Origin of the sequence: Streptomyces canarius, assembly GCF_014650735.1 — a bacterium.
Classification (GTDB): domain Bacteria; phylum Actinomycetota; class Actinomycetes; order Streptomycetales; family Streptomycetaceae; genus Streptomyces; species Streptomyces olivaceoviridis.
Genome location: NZ_BMVN01000015.1, coordinates 190,834 through 208,031, shown reverse-complemented (window position 1 = coordinate 208,031; position 17,198 = coordinate 190,834). Strand labels below are relative to the sequence as shown.

The window sequence follows — 17,198 nt, the reverse complement described above, 5'->3', positions numbered from 1 at the left end:
CATCCAGCTGGTCAGCCGGGCCCGTGCCGCCGGGCTCGCCCTGACCACCCGCGACGTCTTCGAACGGCGCACGGTCACCGACCTCGCCCGGACCGCCACCGAGGCGTCCGCCGAAGAGGCCGCCGCGCCGGAGCCCGCCGCCGCGCTCATCACTCTGTCCGCCGAAGAACTCGCCGACCTCGAACTTGAGTTGAGTGAGGACCTGACGTGACCGAATCCAGCACCGGGTCGAAGATCAGCGCAGTGCTTCCGCTCTCGCCGCTGCAACAGGGGCTGCTCTTCCTGTCCTCGTACGACCGCGCGGCGACCGACCACTACGTCCTCCAGTTCACCGCGGACATCGAGGGCGACGGCACCGAACTGGAACGCAGGCTGCGGGCCGCCTCGTCCGCGCTGCTGCGCCGGCACCCGAACCTGCGGGCCTGCTTCCGGCACCGCAAGAACGGCGAGCCGGTGCAGATCGTGCTCCGCGAGGACGACGTGACGCCCGAGTGGGCCGTGCACGACCTCACCCGGCTGCCCGCCGGGGAGCGGGCCGCCGCGGCGGACCGGCTGGCGCGGGAGGACCGCGGGCGCCGGATCGACCCGGCCCGCCCGCCGCTCATGCGGTTCAGCCTCATCCGGCTCGGCGAGCGCAGCCACCGGCTGGTGTGGTCGGTGCACCACATCCTGGTCGACGGCTGGTCACTGCCCCTGGCGGTACGCGAACTCACCTTGCTCGCCGGCCGGTCCGGGGAACCGCCGGCGCCCGCGCCGTTCAGCTCCTACCTCGCCTGGCTCGGCACCCGCGACAAGGACGCGGCGCGCGGCGCCTGGGCCGACCTGCTGCGCGGGCTCGACGGTCCCGTCCGGGTCGCCCCCGACGCCACCGGCGCCGGGGAGCCGCCCGTCGAGGCCGAGGCGGTCCTGTCGCGCGAGCACACCGGTGCGCTGCTGGCGTGGAGCCGGGCGCAGGGGCTCACGCTCAACTCCGTGGTGCAGGGCTGCTGGGCGCTGCTGCTCGGCCGGCTCACCGGCCGCGACGACGTCGTCTTCGGCGCCGTCACCTCCGGGCGGCCCGCCGAGGTGCCGGACGTCGAGTCGATGATCGGGCTGTTCGCCAACACCCTGCCCGTGCGGGCCGACGTACGGCCCGGGCGGCCGGCCGGTGAACTCTTCCGGGACCTGGCCCGGCAGCAGGTCGCGATGATGCCGCACGAGCACCTGCCGCTGGCCGAGGTGCAGGCCGCCTGCGGCATCCAGGGCGAACTCTTCGACACCGTCCTCGCCTTCCAGAACTATCCGCTGGACGAGGAGGAACCGCACCGCGACACCGGCGGTACGGTGTCCGCCGCGCGGGTGCACGCGGCCACGCACTACCCCCTCCACCTGACCGTGCTGCCCGGCGAGAGCCTCGGGCTGCGGCTGTCGTACCGGGCGTCGGCGCTGGGGGAGGGCGCCGAGACCGCGCAGCGGCTGCTGGACCGGCTGGTGCGCACCCTCGCCGAGGTGGCCACCACCCCGGACGCCCCCCTCGCCCACCTCGGCGCCCTGGACCCGGCGGAACACCACCGCATCCTCACGGAGTGGAGCACCACACCGGCCCCCGCCGGGCCGACGGCCACCACCACACCGGCGCCCGGTTCGCCCGCCGCCGCCGGGCCGGTCGGGAGCGGCACCCCCGGGACGACCCTTCCCGCCCGGTTCGCCGCCCAGGCCGCCCGTACCCCCGACGCCGTGGCCGTCACCGATCACACCGGTGTGCGGCTCACCTACCGCGAGCTGGACGAGCGGTCGAACCGGCTGGCCCACCTGATCGCGGCTCGCGGCGCCGGTCCGGAGGACTTCGTCGCCGTGGCCCTGCCGCGCGGGGCCGAGCTGATCGTCGCCGTGCTCGCGGTGCTCAAGGCGGGCGCCGCCTACCTGCCGCTCGAACCCACGCACCCGGCCGAGCGCGTCGCCCACACCCTGCGGGACGCCCGCCCCGCGCTGCTGCTGACCACCACCGGGATCGCGCTGCCCGGCCCGGCGGACGTGCCCGGCCCGGTCCGCGTCGACCTCGACACGGACGCCGTCGGCGCCGAGGCCGCCGCCCACCCGGTCACCGCGCCCGAGCCCGCCGCCCTCACCCCGGACCACCCCGCCTACGTCATCTACACCTCCGGCTCCACCGGCCGCCCCAAGGGCGTGGTCGTACCCCACCGGAACGTGATCCGGCTGCTGGACACCACCGACGGTCGGTTCGGCTTCGGCCCGGACGACGTGTGGACCCTCTTCCACTCCATCGCCTTCGACTTCACCGTCTGGGAGCTGTGGGGCGCGCTGCTGTACGGCGGGCGCCTGGTCGTCGTACCGCACGACGTGGCCCGCTCGCCCGACGCCTTCCTGGACCTCCTCGCGGCCGAGCGGGTCACCGTCCTCAACCAGACGCCGTCGGCCTTCTACCAGCTGATGCGCGCCGACGCCGACCGGCCGCGCGACCTCGCCCTGCGCCACGTCGTCTTCGGCGGCGAGGCGCTCGACCTCGGCCGGCTCGCCGACTGGTACGCCCGGCACCCGGACAGCCCGCGCCTGGTCAACATGTACGGCATCACCGAGACCACCGTGCACGTGTCGTACCAGGAGCTGGACCGGGACCTCGCGGCGGCCGGCCGGGGCAGCGTCATCGGGCGCGGCATCCCCGACCTGCGGGTGTACGTCCTGGACAGCGCGCTGCGGCCGGTGCCGGCCGGTGTGCCCGGCGAGCTGTACGTGGCCGGCCCCGGGCTGGCCCGCGGCTATCTGGGCCGGCCCGCGCTGACCGCCGGACGGTTCGTGGCCTGCCCGTACGGCGAGCCCGGCGCGCGCATGTACCGCACCGGCGACCTCGGCCGCTGGCGGCCCGACGGCACCCTCGAATACCTGGGCCGCGCCGACGAACAGGTGCAGCTGCGCGGGTTCCGCATCGAACTCGGCGAGATCGCCACCGTGCTGGGCCGGCACCCCCGGCTGGCCGAGGTGGCCGTCGTGGCCCGCGAGGACCGGCCCGGCGACCCGCGCCTGGTCGCCTACGCCGTCCCGCACGACCCGGACGGCGGCCCCTCGGACCGCGAACTGGCCGCCGAACTGCGGGCGTTCGCCGCCGAGCGGCTGCCCGACCACATGGTGCCCGCGGCCGTCGTACGGCTGCCCGCGCTGCCGCTGACCGCGAACGGCAAGCTCGACCGGCGGGCCCTGCCCGCGCCCGCCTACACCACCTCCGACCGCGCCCCGCGCACCCGCGAGGAGGCCGTCCTCTGCACGGTCTTCGCCGCGGTCCTCGGGCTCGAACGCGTCGGCGTGGACGACGACTTCTTCGCCCTCGGCGGTCACTCGCTGCTCGCCACCCGCATCGTCAACCGGGTCCGCGCCGAACTCGACGCGCGACTGGAACTGCGGGACCTGTTCGAGGCCCCGAGCCCCGCCGCGCTCGCCGCCCGGCTGACCGGCGCCGCGCCCGGCCGGCCCGCGCTGACCCCCCGGCCGCGCCCGGCGGTCGTCCCCCTGTCCCACGCCCAGCAGCGGCTGTGGTTCATCGAGCGGCTCGGCGCGCCCGGCGGGCTCTACGCCATCCCGCTCGCGGTCCGGCTCACCGGCCCGCTCGACGTCCCCGCGCTCCACGCGGCGCTGCGCGACCTCGTCGCCCGTCACGAGGCGCTGCGGACCGTGTTCCCGGCGCGCACCGCCACCGGTGCCGCCACCGACCCCGGTGCCGGGCACCCCCCCGTTCCCGGCACCGGTCCGGCGGACGGCGTCGGCCCGGCCGAACAGCGGGTGCTCGCGCCGGCCGACGCCTCCGTGCCGCTGCCCACGAGCACCGTCGACGAGGCCGGGCTGCCCGCCGCGCTGGCCGCGGAGGCCGCCCGCGGCTTCGACCTGGAGACCGGGATCCCGCTGCGCGCCCGGCTGTTCGCGCTCGGCCCCGACGAGCACGTCCTGCTGCTCGTCCTGCACCACATCGCCGGCGACCGCTGGTCCCTCACCCCGCTGCTGCGGGACCTGACCGCCGCCTACGCGGCACGCGGCGCCGGGCACGCGCCCGAACTGCCGCCGCTGCCGGTGACGTACACCGACTTCACGCTGTGGCAGCGCGACCTGCTCGGCGACGCGGACCGGCCGGACAGCGAACTCGCCCGCCAGCTCTCCTACTGGACGACGGCCCTCGCCGGCCTGCCCGAGGAACTGCCGCTGCCCCGCGACTTCCCGCGCGGCGCCCGCGCCGGCCACCGGGGCGGCACCGAGCGCGCCGTCCTGCCTGAGGAGCAGGCCACCCGGCTGCGGGAGCGGGCGGCCGAGTGGAACGTCAGCCCGTTCATGGTGCTCCAGGCGGCCCTCGCCGCCCTGCTCACCCGGCTCGGCGCGGGCACCGACATCCCGCTCGGCACCCCCGTGGCGGGCCGCGCCGACGAACGCCTCGACGACGTGGTCGGCATGTTCGTCAACACCCTGGTGCTGCGCACCGACACCGCCGGCGACCCCGGCCTGCGCGCGCTCGTCGAGCGGGTGTGCGCGTGGGACCTGGCGGCCTTCCGGCACCAGGACGTGCCGTTCGAGAAGCTGGTGGAGGTCCTCAGGCCCGAGCGGTCGCCGGCCCGGCACCCGCTGTTCCAGGTGATGTTCGCCTTCCAGCAGCAGGCGTTCCGGCAGCCGGAGACGGTCACCGGTCCCGCCGGGTCGGCCGGGCTCGCGGTACGGCCCGAGGAGGTGCCGTCGGCCACCGCCAAGTGGGACCTGTTCTTCCAGTTCACCGAGGCGGGGCCCGGCATCGAGCTGGCCCTGGAGTACAGCGCCGACCTGTTCGGACCCGGCACCGCCCGGAGCATCGCCGACGCCTGCGTACGGCTGCTCGGTGCCGCGCTGGCCGACCCGGACCGCCCGCTGTCCCGGCTGGACCTCCTCGGCACCGAGGAACGCGCCGCGCTGCTGGCCCACGGCACGCGCCGCACCGGCACGCCCGCGGCCACCCTCACCGAACTGGTCGCCCGGCGGGCCGCCGCGACCCCGGACGCGGTCGCCCTCGTCCACCGGGACCCGGCCGGCCGGATCGTCCACACCGGCTACGGCGAGCTGTGGGACGCCGCCGGCCGTCTGGCCCGGCTGCTGACCGCCCGGGGCGTCGGCCGCGGCGACCTGGTCGCGCTGTGCCTGGAACGCGGCCCGGCCACGGTGACCGCGCTGCTCGGCATCGCCCGCTCCGGCGCCGCCTACCTGCCGCTCGACCCCGCCTACCCGGCCGGCCGGATACGGGACACGCTCACCGACGCCGGGGCCCGCCTGCTGCTCACCGAGGAATCCCTGACCGCCCACTGCACACGGGCCGCCACATCCGACGCCTCAGGCTCCTGTGCCGGTCAGGGTGCCCGGGCCGCCGGTTCCGGTGTCGAAGTCGTCGTCCTCGACGCGCCCGGCACCCTGGAGGCCCTGGCCGCGCTGCCCGGCGACGGGCCGGACGTGCCCGCGCCGCACCCCGACGACCTGCTGTACGTCATCTACACCTCCGGCTCCACCGGCCGCCCCAAGGGCGTGGCCGTCTCCCACCGGGCCGCCGCACGCCTGGTGCACGGGCTGCCCGAGCTGCGGTTCACCGCCGACGACACGTTCCTGTACTTCGCGCCGGTCGCCTTCGACGCCTCCACGTTCGAGATCTGGGCCCCGCTCGTGCACGGCGCCCGGCTCGCGGTCTGCCCACCGGGACCCGCGGACCCCGAGGCGCTCGGCACGTTCCTGCGGCAGGCCGGGGTGACCGTCGCCTTCCTCACCACCCAGTTCGTCAACGCCGTCGCCGACACCCGGCCGCGCGCCCTCGCTCCGCTGCGCGCCCTGCTCACCGGCGGTGAGGCCCACTCCCGCGACCACCTGGACCGGCTGCGGGCCGCGCTGCCGGACACGGCGGTGTACAACGCGTACGGCCCCACCGAGACCACCACGTTCGCCACCCTCCAGGACACCGCGGACGCGGTCGACGCCCCGGCCGGCGTGCCCATCGGCCTGCCGGTCGGGGACACCGGCGCCTACGTCCTGGACGAGGCACTGCGACCGGTGCCGCGGGGGGTGGTCGGCGAGCTGTACCTGACCGGCCCCGGGCTGGCCCGCGGCTATCTGGGCCGGCCCGCGCTGACCGCCGGACGGTTCGTGGCCTGCCCGTACGGCGAGCCCGGCGGGCGCATGTACCGCACCGGCGACCTGGTGCGCTGGGACGCCCGCGGCCGGATCGACTACGTGGGCCGCGCCGACCACCAGGTCAAGATCCGCGGCTACCGCATCGAACCCGGCGAGATCGAACGCCGGTTGACGGCGCACCCGGCCGTCGCCCGGGCCGCCGTCCTCGCCCCCGCCGACCCCCTGGGGCGGCGACAGCTGGTCGCCTACGTCGTCCCCGCCGCCGGCGGGCCCGCGCCCGAGCCGGACGACCTGCGCCGGCACCTGGCCCGCGCGCTGCCCGACTACATGGTGCCGGGCGCCTATGTGCCGCTGCCGGAGCTGCCGATGACCGTCAACGGCAAGCTCGACGTCGCCGCCCTGCCGCCGGCCCCGGCCCGTCCCGCCGGCTCCGGCGCCGTGCGTCCGCCCCGCACCGACGCCGAGCGGCGGCTGTGCGCGGCCGTCACGGAGGTGCTCGGCGTGCCGGCCGGCCCCGACGACTCGTTCTTCGCGCTCGGCGGCGACAGCCTGAAGGCGATCCGCCTGGTCAACACGGCCACCGCGGCCGGCCTGCGCGTCACGCTGGCGTCCGTGTTCGAGCACCGCACGCTGGAGGCGCTGGCGGCGGGCGCCGTGACCGGGGGCGGGAGCGCCGACCGCCACCGCACCCCGGAGACCGCAACCGCCACCACCGCCGTCACCGACCACGGCACCGTCGACCTGCTCGGGCCCGTGCTGCCCATCCGCTCCGCCGGCACTCTGCCGCCGCTGTTCTGCGTGCACGGCGGGCTCGGCTTCGGCATCCCGTTCGCCGCGCTCGCCGAGCACCTCCACCCCGAGCGGCCCGTGTACGCCCTCCAGGCCCGAGGTCTCGCGGACGACGGCCCGCTGCCCGGCAGCATCGGCGAGGTCGCGGCCGACTACCTGGCGCGGATCAGGGCCGTACAGCCGCACGGCCCGTACCACCTGCTCGGCTGGTCCTACGGCGGCATCGTCGCCCACGAGATCGCGGCCCTGCTGCACGCGTCCGGCGAGGAGGTCGCCCACCTCGCCAACCTGGACGCCTACCCCGACGACGGGCGCGGCGTCCACCCCACCGACGCGGAGTTCCTCGCCGACTTCCTCGCCGAGGCCGGCGTCGACAGCACGGGCCTGGACCGGCTCGACCCGGCCGCCGTCGCCGCCCACCTGGCCCGCACCGGCGGCCCGCTCGCCGGGCTCGGCCAGGCCACCCTGGAACGGCTGCTCGCGGTCATGCGCAACCATCTCGACCTGGTCCGGCGGCACACCCCGACCCGCTTCGACGGCTGCCCGACGACGCTGTTCCGGGCCGCCGACGGGTTCTCCGCGGAGGAGCGCGCGCTGAAGACCAAGGGCTGGGAGCCGTACCTGGGCCGGCCCGTCGAGACGCACGACGTGCCCTGCGGCCACCAGCAGATGCTGCGGCCCGCCCCGGCGGCGCTCATCGGCGCCGCCGTGGAGCGCCGGCTGGGCGCCGTCGCCGCCGCCCGCTGACCCGACGTCGTACCACCCACCGACCGTCCACCACCGTCCGAGATCTGGAGACCCGCCATGGCCAATCCCTTCGACAACGAAGACGGCACCTTCCTCGTCCTCGTCAACGACGAGGGGCAGCACTCCCTGTGGCCGTCCTTCGCCGCCGTGCCCGACGGCTGGCGCGTGGCCCTCGACGCCACCGACCGCGCCTCCGCCGTCGCCTACGTGGAGAGCAACTGGACCGACCTGCGCCCGCTGAGCCTCCAGCGGCAGGCGGGCTGACCGTGTCCGCGTCCGACACGGCGATCCTCGCCGAGGGGCTGGGCAAGAGCTACCGCTCCCACACCGCGCTGCACGGCATCGACCTGGCGGTGCCGGCCGGCACCGTCCTCGGGGTCCTCGGCCCCAACGGCGCCGGCAAGACCACCACCGTGCGCATCCTCGCCACCCTGGTGCGGCCGACCGGCGGCCGGGCCACCGTCGCCGGGTACGACGTGGTCCGCGAGGGCCGGGAGGTGCGCCGGCGCATCGGCCTGGCCGGTCAGTACGCCGCCGTGGACGAACTCCTCACCGGGCGCGAGAACCTGGTCCTGCTGGCCCGGCTGCTGCGGTTCGGCCGGCGCGGTGCCGCCCGCCGGGCCGCCGAACTGCTGGACCGGTTCGAGCTGACCGAGGCCGCCGACCGGCCCGCGGGCACCTACTCCGGCGGGATGCGCCGCCGGCTCGACCTCGCCACGTGCGTCATCGGCGACCCCGAGGTGCTGTTCCTGGACGAGCCCACCACCGGTCTGGACCCGGCCAGCCGCAACGTGCTGTGGGACGTGGTGCGGGACCTGGCCGCCGGTGGTGTGACCATCCTGCTCACCACCCAGTACCTGGAGGAGGCCGACCAGCTCGCCGACCGCATCGCCGTCATCGACGCCGGCCGGGTCATCGCCGAGGGCACCCCGGACTCCCTCAAGCGGCAGGTCGGCAGCGACCGGCTGGAGGTGACCGTGGCCGGCCCCGAGGACCTCGCCGACGCGGTCGCCGCGCTGGCCGTGCTCGGCGGTCCGGCCCCCGTCACCGACGAGGCCGCCCGCCGGGTGTCCGTCCAGCTCGGCCCGGACGGCCTGGACGACCTGGCCCGCGCCGTGCAGGCCCTGCGTGACAAGGGCGTACCCGCCGTCGACATCGACCTGCGCAAGCCCACGCTCGACGACGTCTTCTTCGACCTCACGGGCACGAGCGCCGAACAGCCCCCGCAAGGCCCCGCGGAGCCGGTACCGGTGCGGCCCGTGCGGGCGACGAGAGAAGGGCCGGTGCCGGAGGCGACGGATGCCCCCGTGCCGGCCGCGAAGGAGGGGCCCGTGACGGCCGTGGGGGCGGAACCGGTGCCGGCGAAGCGGCCGGCGGCGGCTGCGGAGAGGCATCCACTGACGTCCACGACGAACGCCCCCGCGAAGAATGCCCCCCTGGCGGCGGTGGAAGAAGAGCCCGCGACGGTCGCGACGACGGATCCGGTGCCGGTCGCGGAGGAGCGACCCGTGCGGGCCGGGCGAGAAGAGCCCCTGCCGTCCGCGGAAGCAGCCCCCGTGGCGGCCGTGGAAGAAGCCCTCGTGCCGGCCGCGCAAGAAGAGCCCCTGACGGCCGCAGAAGAATCCCCCGTGCCGGCCGTGGAAGCGGAGCCCCCGGCGGTCGCGGATCCGCAGCCCCTGACGGTCACGAAAGAGGAGTCCCAGTGACGGCCACGGCCACCGCTCCGACCGCCCCGTCCCGGCCCGCCGCCCGTCCCGGTCCGGGCGGGCCCGTGCGCGGTCACCTCGGTGACACGTTCGCCCTGGCCGGCCGCCATCTGACCCATCTGCGCCGCTCACCGGGCCGGCTGGTGCTGGTCACCATGAACCCGCTGGTGATGCTGATCGCCATCGGCTACCTCTTCCGCAGCTCCATGCACATCCCGGGCGGCGTGGCCTACGAGGACTTCATCATGGCCGGCATCGCCATCCAGGTCGGTCTGACCGGCGTAGGCCCCACCGCCATCGGCGTCGCCCTGGACCTGCGGCACGGACTGGTCGACCGGTTCCGCTCGCTGCCGATCTCCCCGTCCTCCGTGCTGCTCGGACGCACCCTGTCCGACCTGGCCGTCGGCGCGGTCAGCCTCACCGCGGTCAGCCTCGTCGGCCTGGGCGTGGGCTGGCGCCCGCACGAGGGCGTGCTGCGCACCGCCGCCGGCTTCGGGGTGCTGCTCGCCTTCGTCTACGTGATGACCTGGGTCGGCATCCTGCTCGGCACCACCCAGCGCAACATCGAGGCCATCGACGGCACCGGCGCGCTGGTGCTGGTCATCCTCAGCTTCCTGTCCAACGCCTACGTCCCCGTCAGCGGCCTGCCCGGCTGGCTGCGCCCGGTCGCCGAGTGGAACCCCGTCACGTCGGTCGTCACGACCTGCCGGCGGCTGTGGGGCAACGACCCGGGCGTGGCGGCCTCCGGCGGCTTCCCCGCCCACCACCCGGGCCTGGTGACCGCCGTGACGCTCACGGCGCTGCTGCTCGCCGCGGTGTGGGGCGGTGTCCGCGGGTTCCGCCGCGCGGGCGGCCACTGACCGCCGTCAGTGGTCCGTCAGTTGACGGTCACTGGGCAGTCATCGCAGCTGTCTAGGTTTTTGCCGAGCCCCATCGCTGCCCATTTCCCGCAGCTTTCCCGCTCTTTTCGAATTCTCCTCGCAGGCCTTCCGCGAATCACCCACCGGCCATCCGAAAACGGAGGAACGAGCCATGACGACGGCCGCTCCCGAGCGCCTCACCCGTATCCGGGAAATCATCGCCGAGAACATCGACGTGGACCTGGAGCGCCTTTCCGACACGGCGCTCTTCATCGACGAACTGGGCGCGGACTCCCTGAAGCTGATCGATGTCCTCAGCGCGCTGGAAATGGAGTACTCCATCGTCATCGACATGAACGAGCTGCCGAAGATGGTCAACGTGGAGGCCACCTACCAGGTGGCCGCCACGGCCGCCGGCTGGTGACGCCCATGACCACCACGGCACCCACCGACCGGGCCGGGCAGCGACGGGTCGTCGTCACCGGCTTCGGGGTGATCTCCAGCATCGGCACCGGGGTCGAGGAGTACACCGCGGGCCTGAAGGCCGGCCGCTCCGGCGCCCGGCCGATCACCCGCTTCGACACCGAGGGCTTCGGGCAGAACACCGCCTGCGAGGTCCCCGACTTCGAGCCGGAGCGCTGGATCCGCAACCTGCCGTCCGGCCACGTGGGCCGCGCCGGCCAGTTCGCCGTCGCCGCGGCCCGCATGGCCGTCGAGGACGCCGGGCTGACCGAGACCGACCTAGCCGACCGGCCCGCCGTCATCACCGTCGGCACCACCGACGGCGAGTCCCACGACATCGCCGTCCTGCTGGAGCAGGAGCTGGCCGCCGGGGACCCCGAGGCGATGGACCCGGTGCTCGCCCGCCGGGTCTACGCCGGCCGGCTCTCCACCGCCATCGCCCGCGAACTGCGCATGCCGAACGTGGAGGCGACCACCGTCACCACGGCCTGCGCGGCCGGCAACTACTCGATCGGCTACGGCCTGGACGCCATCCGCTCCGGCGAGGTCGACCTGGCGCTGTGCGGCGGCGCCGACGCCGTCTGCCGCAAGGCGTTCGCCCTGTTCAAGCGGTTCGGCGCGCTCAGCCCGGACGTGGTGCGCCCCTTCGACAAGGACCGGGGGGGCATCCTGACCGGCGAGGGCGCCGGCATCCTCGTCCTGGAGAGCCTGGAGTCGGCCCTGGCCCGTGGCGCGCGCATCTACGCCGAGGTCCTCGGCTACGGCCTGAGCTGCGACGCGGCCCACCCCACCGCCCCCAACCGGGACGGCATCGCCCGGGGCATCCGGCTCGCCCTGGACGACGCCGGCGTCAAGCGGCAGGAGGTCGACTTCATCTCCGCGCACGGCACCGGCACCAGGGCCAACGACAGCACCGAGACGGCCGCCATCCTGGACGTGTACGGGGACGCGCCGCCGCGCACGGTCGCCGTGAAGTCGATGCTGGGCCACTCGATGGGCGCGGCCAGCGCGCTCGGCGCCATCGCCTGCGGTCTCGCCATCGAGCACGGGTTCATCCCGCCCACCATCAACCACCGCGAGACCGACCCGGAGTGCCCGCTCGACGTCGTACCCAACGAGGCCGTCGCGGCGGACGTCCGGATCGTGCAGAACAACTCCAGCGCCTTCGCCGGCAACAACGCCGTGCTGATCCTGGGCACCTACGGGGAGAAGGTCCGAGCATGAGCAACGCAACTGCCGTCCCGCGGGCCGCGCTGCCCCCGGACACGCCCGTCATCACCGGCTGGTCGGCGGTGTCGCCGTACGGCATCGGACGCGAGGCGTTCACCGCCGGCGTGCGCGCCGGCGCGAAGACGGCCGTGATGGCGGACGCCGCTTACGGCACCCTGCCGTCGCCGGAGGTGTGCACCGTGCCCGGCTTCGACGTCCAGGAGCTGCTCGGCAAGCGGGGCACCGCGAAGATGGACCGGCTCACCGCGCTCACCCTGGTCGCCTCCGACGGGCTGCTGCGGGACGCCGCCGGCGAGCCGGCCGTCACCACCGACGACCTGACCGGTGTCGTCCTCGGCATCACCATGGGCAGCCTGGAGAACGTCACCGACTTCCTGCGCCAGTCCTACACCAACGAGCGCCCCTTCTACGTCGACGCCGGCCGCATCCCGTTCGGCAGCCTCAACCACGCCGCCGGCGCCACCGCCATCCGGCACGGCCTGAAGGGCCCCAACACCACGGTCGCCGGCGGCCGGGCCGCCGGGCTGCTCGCCCTGAACTACGCCCGCCGGCTGCTGGGGCAGGGCCGGGCGACCAAGTACGTGGCCGGTTCGGCCGAGGAGTTCTCCGCCGCGCACGCCTGGTACGAGGCCACCGCCGCCCAGCCGGGCGAGCCCGCGCCACTGCTCGGCGAAGGGTGCGGGCTGTTCCTGCTGGAGCCCGCTGGGACGGCCGGACGCCCGCCGCTGGCCGCCGTGCTGAGCATCGAGACCCGCGTCGACATCGACGACGACCCGTTCGCGACGGCCGACGCCTGCGCCCGCCGCGCCCTGGAGCGTGCCGGGGTCACCGCCGACGACGTCTGGGCGGCCGTACCCGGTGCGGCGCCGAGCGACGCGGGCCGCGCCGAGTACGAGGCGCTCGCCGCGCTGGTGCCGGCCGAGGCGCTGCGCCGGGTGCCGTCGATGGAACTGCTCGGCGACACCAGTGCCGCCGCCGCGTCCTTCCAGATCGCCGCGGTGCTCTCCGTCGCCGCGGCCGACCCGGGCTCCCGGGGCCGGGCCGCGCTGGTGACCGCCGTGGACCGGGACGGCGCCGTCGCCGCCGCCGTACTGCGACTGCTCGGGGAGGACGTGTGATCGCGCTGGTCAGCGGCGGTTCCCGGGGCATCGGCCGGGCCGTGGTACGACGGCTCGCGCGGGACGGCTTCGACGTGTCGTTCTGCTACCGCTCGAACCAGGACGCCGCCGAGGAACTCGCCAAGGAGGCCGCCGAGCACGGCACCCGGGTGCTCGCCGTCCGCTGCGACGTCGCCGACCCCGAGGACGTGCGCGAGTGGTACGCGCGCACCGAACGCGAACTCGGCCCCGTCGACGCGGTGGTCACCTCGGCGGGCATCACCCGCGACCGGCCGCTGGTGCTGATGGGCCAGGACGACTGGGACGGGGTGCTGCGCACCAACCTGGACGGCGTCTACCACGTGTGCCGGGCCGCCGCGTTCTCCATGAGCAAGCGTCGCACCGGCGTCATCGTCAACCTGTCCTCCGTGGCGGGCCTCTACGGCAACACCGGCCAGGCCAACTACGCCGCCTCCAAGGCCGGGATCATCGGCTTCACCAAGTCCCTCGCCAAGGAGCTGGGCCCGCGGGGCGTGCGCGCCAACGTCGTCGCACCCGGGCTGATCGAGACCGACATGGTCGGCGGGATGCCGGCCGCGGCCCTGGAACGCCAGCTCAAGGGCGTGCCGCTGGGCCGGCTCGGCCGCGCCGGGGAAGTGGCCGACCTGGTGGCGTTCCTGGTGTCCGACCAGGCCGCGTACATCACCGGAGCGGTCGTGGAGATCCACGGGGGCGGCGTCTTCTGATGGGGGACCAGATGCAGGGTACGGGGGAGCGGTACGACGCGATCGTGGTCGGCAGCGGCGTCGGCGGCCTGGTGACGGCCGGCTATCTCGCCGCCGACGGCCGCCGGGTCCTCGTCCTGGAACAGCACGACGTCGCCGGCGGCAACGCCCATGTCTTCCGGCGCCGGCGCACGTACGAGTTCGACGTCGGCACCCACTACCTCGGCGACTGCGGCCCGGACGGGATGCTGCCCGCCGTCCTGTCCGGGCTGGGCGTCGCCGACCGGGTGCGGTTCCGGCCGATGGACAACGACGGCGGCTTCGACCGCATCATCACACCCACCGCGCAGGTCGACGTACCGGCCGGCTGGGACCGCTACCGCGACCGGATCAAGGCGGCCCTGCCCGCCGAGACCGAGGCCGTGGACCGCTTCCTCGACCTCGCCACGGCCGTCGCCGGGGCCGGCCGGGCCAGCCTGCTCGGCACCCCGATGGTGGAGCTGTTCCGCCGGTCGCCCGAGACCATGCGCTGGAACCGGCGCACCCTCGGCCAGGCCCTGGACCACTGCGGGCTGTCCGCCAAGGGCCGCACCCTGCTCGCCGCGCAGGCCGGCAACTACGGTGCCCTGCCCGCCGACGTCGGCTTCGCCGAGCACGTCACGATGATGGACCACTACCTGCGCGGCGCGTACTTCCCGGAGGGCGGCGGCCAGACCCTGGTCGCCGCGTTCGTGGAGGCCCTGGAGGCGTACGGCGGCGAGCTGCGCACCCGCTGCGAGGTGCGCCGCATCCTGGTCGAGCGGGGCCGCGCCACCGGCGTCGAACTCGCCGACGGCACCCGGGTCCTGGCCCCGCTGGTCGTCTCCAACGCCGACTACCGCCGTACCGTCCTGGACCTGTGCGGCGGCGAGGAGACCTTCCCCGCCGACCTGGTCGCCCGCACCCGCGCGGCCCGGATGCGGGACGCGGTGGTCGCGGTGTACGTCGCCCTCGACACCGAGCTGCCCGGCCTGCCCAACGCCAACATCTGGTGGCACGACAGCGACGACATGGAGGGCGCGCAGGCCGGGATGCTGGACCGCTGGGCCCGCACCGGCACCCTGGACCGGATCCCCCAGCTCGCCTTCTCCTTCGCCTCCGTGAAGGACGCCGGGTCCCCGGCCGTGTGCCCGCCGGGCCACAGCAACTTCCAGCTGCTGACGATCCTCCCGCCCGGACACGCCTTCTGGGGCGCGGACGGCGGCCCGCTCACGGGCGAGCCGTACCGCCGCCGGCCCGCGTACCTGGCCCGCAAGCGGGAGGTCACCGAGCTGGTCCTGGACACCGCCGAGCGGGTCCTCGGCCCGTTCCGGGACCGGATCACCCACGTGGAGGCCGCCACCCCGCTCACCCACGAGCGCTACATCCGCGCCAGCGGCGGCACCCCGTACGGCATGGCCACCTGGGGCTCGCGCGGTCAGCGGCCCGATGTGCGCACCGACGTCGAGGGACTGTACGTGGTCGGGCAGAACACCCGGCACGGCAGCGGGATGGCCGGGGTCGCCGCCGGCGGCATGGCCGCGGTCTCCCACATCCTGGGGCGCCCCCTGCTGCCCGAGGTGATGTCCGGCACGGTGCTCGGCGACCCCGCCCGGCTGCCCCGGCGCGCGGCCGGCTGGGACCCGTTGCAGGTGTCGCGCGGACGCGCCCGGCGGCACGCCAAGGGCCTGGCCCGCATCGGCTGACCGGCCCGCCGGCCCGCCCCCTTCGCCCAACGAACTCCCTGGAGCAGTGTTCCCATGACCTCACAGGTGTCCCAGGTCCCGTCCTTCTCCGTGATCTCCGGTGCCCAGGTGCACCAGGTGCTCGCCGGCGCCGAGGACGAGGTCGTCTCGACCGTCGAGGCCGCCTACCGGCTGCACGGCGAGGCACGGACGGTCAACCCCGACTCGTACTTCCTGCGCTTCCCGGACCGCCCGTCCTCCCGGATCATCGCGCTGCCCGCCTCGGTGGGCGGTGACGTGGACGTGCACGGCATCAAGTGGATCTCCAGCTTCCCGGAGAACGTGGCCGCCGGCCTGCCGCGCGCCTCGGCCGTGCTCGTGCTCAACGACGCGCGGACCGGCTATCCGTTCGCCTGCCTGGAGTCCTCCATCATCAGCGCCGCCCGCACCGCCGCCTCGGCGGCCCTCGCGGCCGACCGGATCAGCCGGGCGCGCGGTACCCGGCCCACCCGGGTCGGCTTCATCGGCACCGGCCTGATCGCCCGCTACCTGCACACCTACCTGGCGGCCACCGGCTTCGCCTTCGACGCCCTCGGCGTGCACGACCTGTCCGCCGAGCACGCCGAGGGCTTCACGGGCTATCTGCGGCGCACGGCCGGGGACGGCCCGGAGATCACCGTGCACGACAAGCCGGAGGACCTGATCCGCGCCAGCGACCTCGTCGTCTTCGCGACCGTCGCGGGCGAGCCGCACGTGACCGACCCGGAGTGGTTCACGCACAACCCGCTGGTGCTGCACGTGTCGCTGCGCGACCTGTCCCCGCAGATCATCCTGTCCGCCTGGAACGCGGTCGACGACGTCGACCACTGCCTCAAGGCGGGCACCTCGCCCCACCTGGCCGAACAGCTCACCGGCAACCGGGACTTCGTCGCCGGCACCCTCCACGACGTGCTGACCGGCGCGATCACCCCGCCCGCCGACCGGCCGGTGGTCTTCTCGCCGTTCGGCCTGGGCGTGCTCGACCTGGCGGTCGCGAAGTACGTGTACGACCGGGTCCGGGACGCCGACCAACTGCACACCGTGCCCGGCTTCTTCCACGAGCTGAAGCGGTACGGCTGACCCCGTGCGCGCCGCGGCCGGCCCAGGCCCGGCGCGCACACTGACCAACGGATGACGGCTCGCTGACCGAACGGCCGAGCGGTGGATGACCGCCTTGTCCGGCCGTCCGGCAGCCGCACAGAATCGACGCCATGAGATCTTTCGCCAGTCTGGACGAGTTCTCCGCCGCCGTCGGCGAACACCTCGGTCACAGCGAGTGGCTGCGGGTGACGCAGGAGCAGGTGGACCAGTTCGCGGGGGCGACCGGCGACTCGCAGTGGATCCACACGGATCCGGAGCGGGCCGCGACCGGCCCGTTCGGCGGCACCATCCTGCACGGCTACCTGACCCTGGCCCTGCTGCCCGCCATGATGCGGGCCATCTTCGACATCGAGAAGGTGGAGCTGGGCGTCAACTTCGGCCTGGACAAGGTGCGTTTCCCGCGCCCGGTGCCGGTCGGCTCCCGGGTGCGCGGCGGCGCGAAGCTCACCGGTGTGCGCGAGACGCCCGCCGGCCACCTGGCCGCCGTCCGCATGACGGTGGAGGTCGAGGGGGAGCCCCGGGCCGCCTGCGTGGCCGACACGCTCTCGCTGTTCGTCGCCCCCTGACGTGAGTTGGCCGAGAAGGGCCGCAAGAGGGGGGTTTTTACCACCGATTTCCCGGC

12 protein-coding genes are annotated in these 17,198 nt (G+C 75.0%); all 12 read left to right on the top strand.

Annotated elements, in window-relative coordinates:
* The coding region (locus IE294_RS22535; protein WP_189888861.1) for a hypothetical protein at positions 1–211 on the top strand (211 nt) is incomplete at its 5' end.
* The gene (locus tag IE294_RS22530) at positions 208–7,653 is read left to right on the top strand and encodes a non-ribosomal peptide synthetase (protein WP_189888859.1); all 7,446 of its coding nucleotides are present in this window, start codon (positions 208–210) and stop codon (positions 7,651–7,653) included. The genes IE294_RS22535 and IE294_RS22530, both read left to right, overlap by 4 nt.
* A 57-nt stretch (positions 7,654–7,710) precedes the next feature.
* Positions 7,711–7,917 (top strand): MbtH family protein, encoded by a 207-nt coding sequence (locus IE294_RS22525; protein WP_014674493.1) that lies wholly within the window; start codon positions 7,711–7,713, stop codon positions 7,915–7,917.
* A gap of 2 nt (positions 7,918–7,919) precedes the next feature.
* Positions 7,920–9,359 (top strand): ATP-binding cassette domain-containing protein, encoded by a 1,440-nt coding sequence (locus IE294_RS22520; RefSeq protein ID WP_189888857.1) that lies wholly within the window; start codon positions 7,920–7,922, stop codon positions 9,357–9,359.
* Entirely contained in the window at positions 9,356–10,219 is an 864-nt protein-coding gene (locus IE294_RS22515) for an ABC transporter permease (protein ID WP_189888855.1), read from the top strand. The genes IE294_RS22520 and IE294_RS22515 overlap by 4 nt, the downstream gene beginning before the upstream one ends.
* Before the next feature lie 172 nt (positions 10,220–10,391).
* Positions 10,392–10,643: an acyl carrier protein gene (locus tag IE294_RS22510; protein ID WP_041665449.1), complete on the top strand. Its 252-nt coding sequence runs from the start codon at positions 10,392–10,394 to the stop codon at positions 10,641–10,643.
* 5 nt (positions 10,644–10,648) lie between these two features.
* Complete coding sequence (locus tag IE294_RS22505) at positions 10,649–11,905, top strand: beta-ketoacyl-[acyl-carrier-protein] synthase family protein (RefSeq protein WP_189888854.1); 1,257 nt, start codon at positions 10,649–10,651, stop codon at positions 11,903–11,905.
* Positions 11,902–13,029 carry a beta-ketoacyl synthase N-terminal-like domain-containing protein gene (locus IE294_RS22500; protein ID WP_189888852.1) on the top strand — a complete coding sequence of 376 codons (1,128 nt, stop codon included), beginning with the start codon at positions 11,902–11,904 and terminating at the stop codon, positions 13,027–13,029. Before IE294_RS22505 ends, IE294_RS22500 begins: the two co-directional genes overlap by 4 nt.
* On the top strand, positions 13,026–13,754 hold the full coding sequence (gene fabG, locus IE294_RS22495) for a 3-oxoacyl-ACP reductase FabG (protein ID WP_189888850.1): 729 nt from the start codon (positions 13,026–13,028) through the stop codon (positions 13,752–13,754). Before IE294_RS22500 ends, fabG begins: the two co-directional genes overlap by 4 nt.
* Before the next feature lie 11 nt (positions 13,755–13,765).
* Complete coding sequence (locus tag IE294_RS22490; RefSeq protein WP_229917294.1) at positions 13,766–15,457, top strand: phytoene desaturase family protein; 1,692 nt, start codon at positions 13,766–13,768, stop codon at positions 15,455–15,457.
* Positions 15,458–15,511: 54 nt separating this feature from the next.
* Complete coding sequence (sbnB, locus tag IE294_RS22485) at positions 15,512–16,555, top strand: 2,3-diaminopropionate biosynthesis protein SbnB (protein ID WP_189888845.1); 1,044 nt, start codon at positions 15,512–15,514, stop codon at positions 16,553–16,555.
* A 131-nt stretch (positions 16,556–16,686) separates the two neighbouring features.
* Positions 16,687–17,142 carry a MaoC family dehydratase gene (locus tag IE294_RS22480; RefSeq protein ID WP_189888843.1) on the top strand — a complete coding sequence of 152 codons (456 nt, stop codon included), beginning with the start codon at positions 16,687–16,689 and terminating at the stop codon, positions 17,140–17,142.
* Positions 17,143–17,198: the final 56 nt, after the last annotated feature.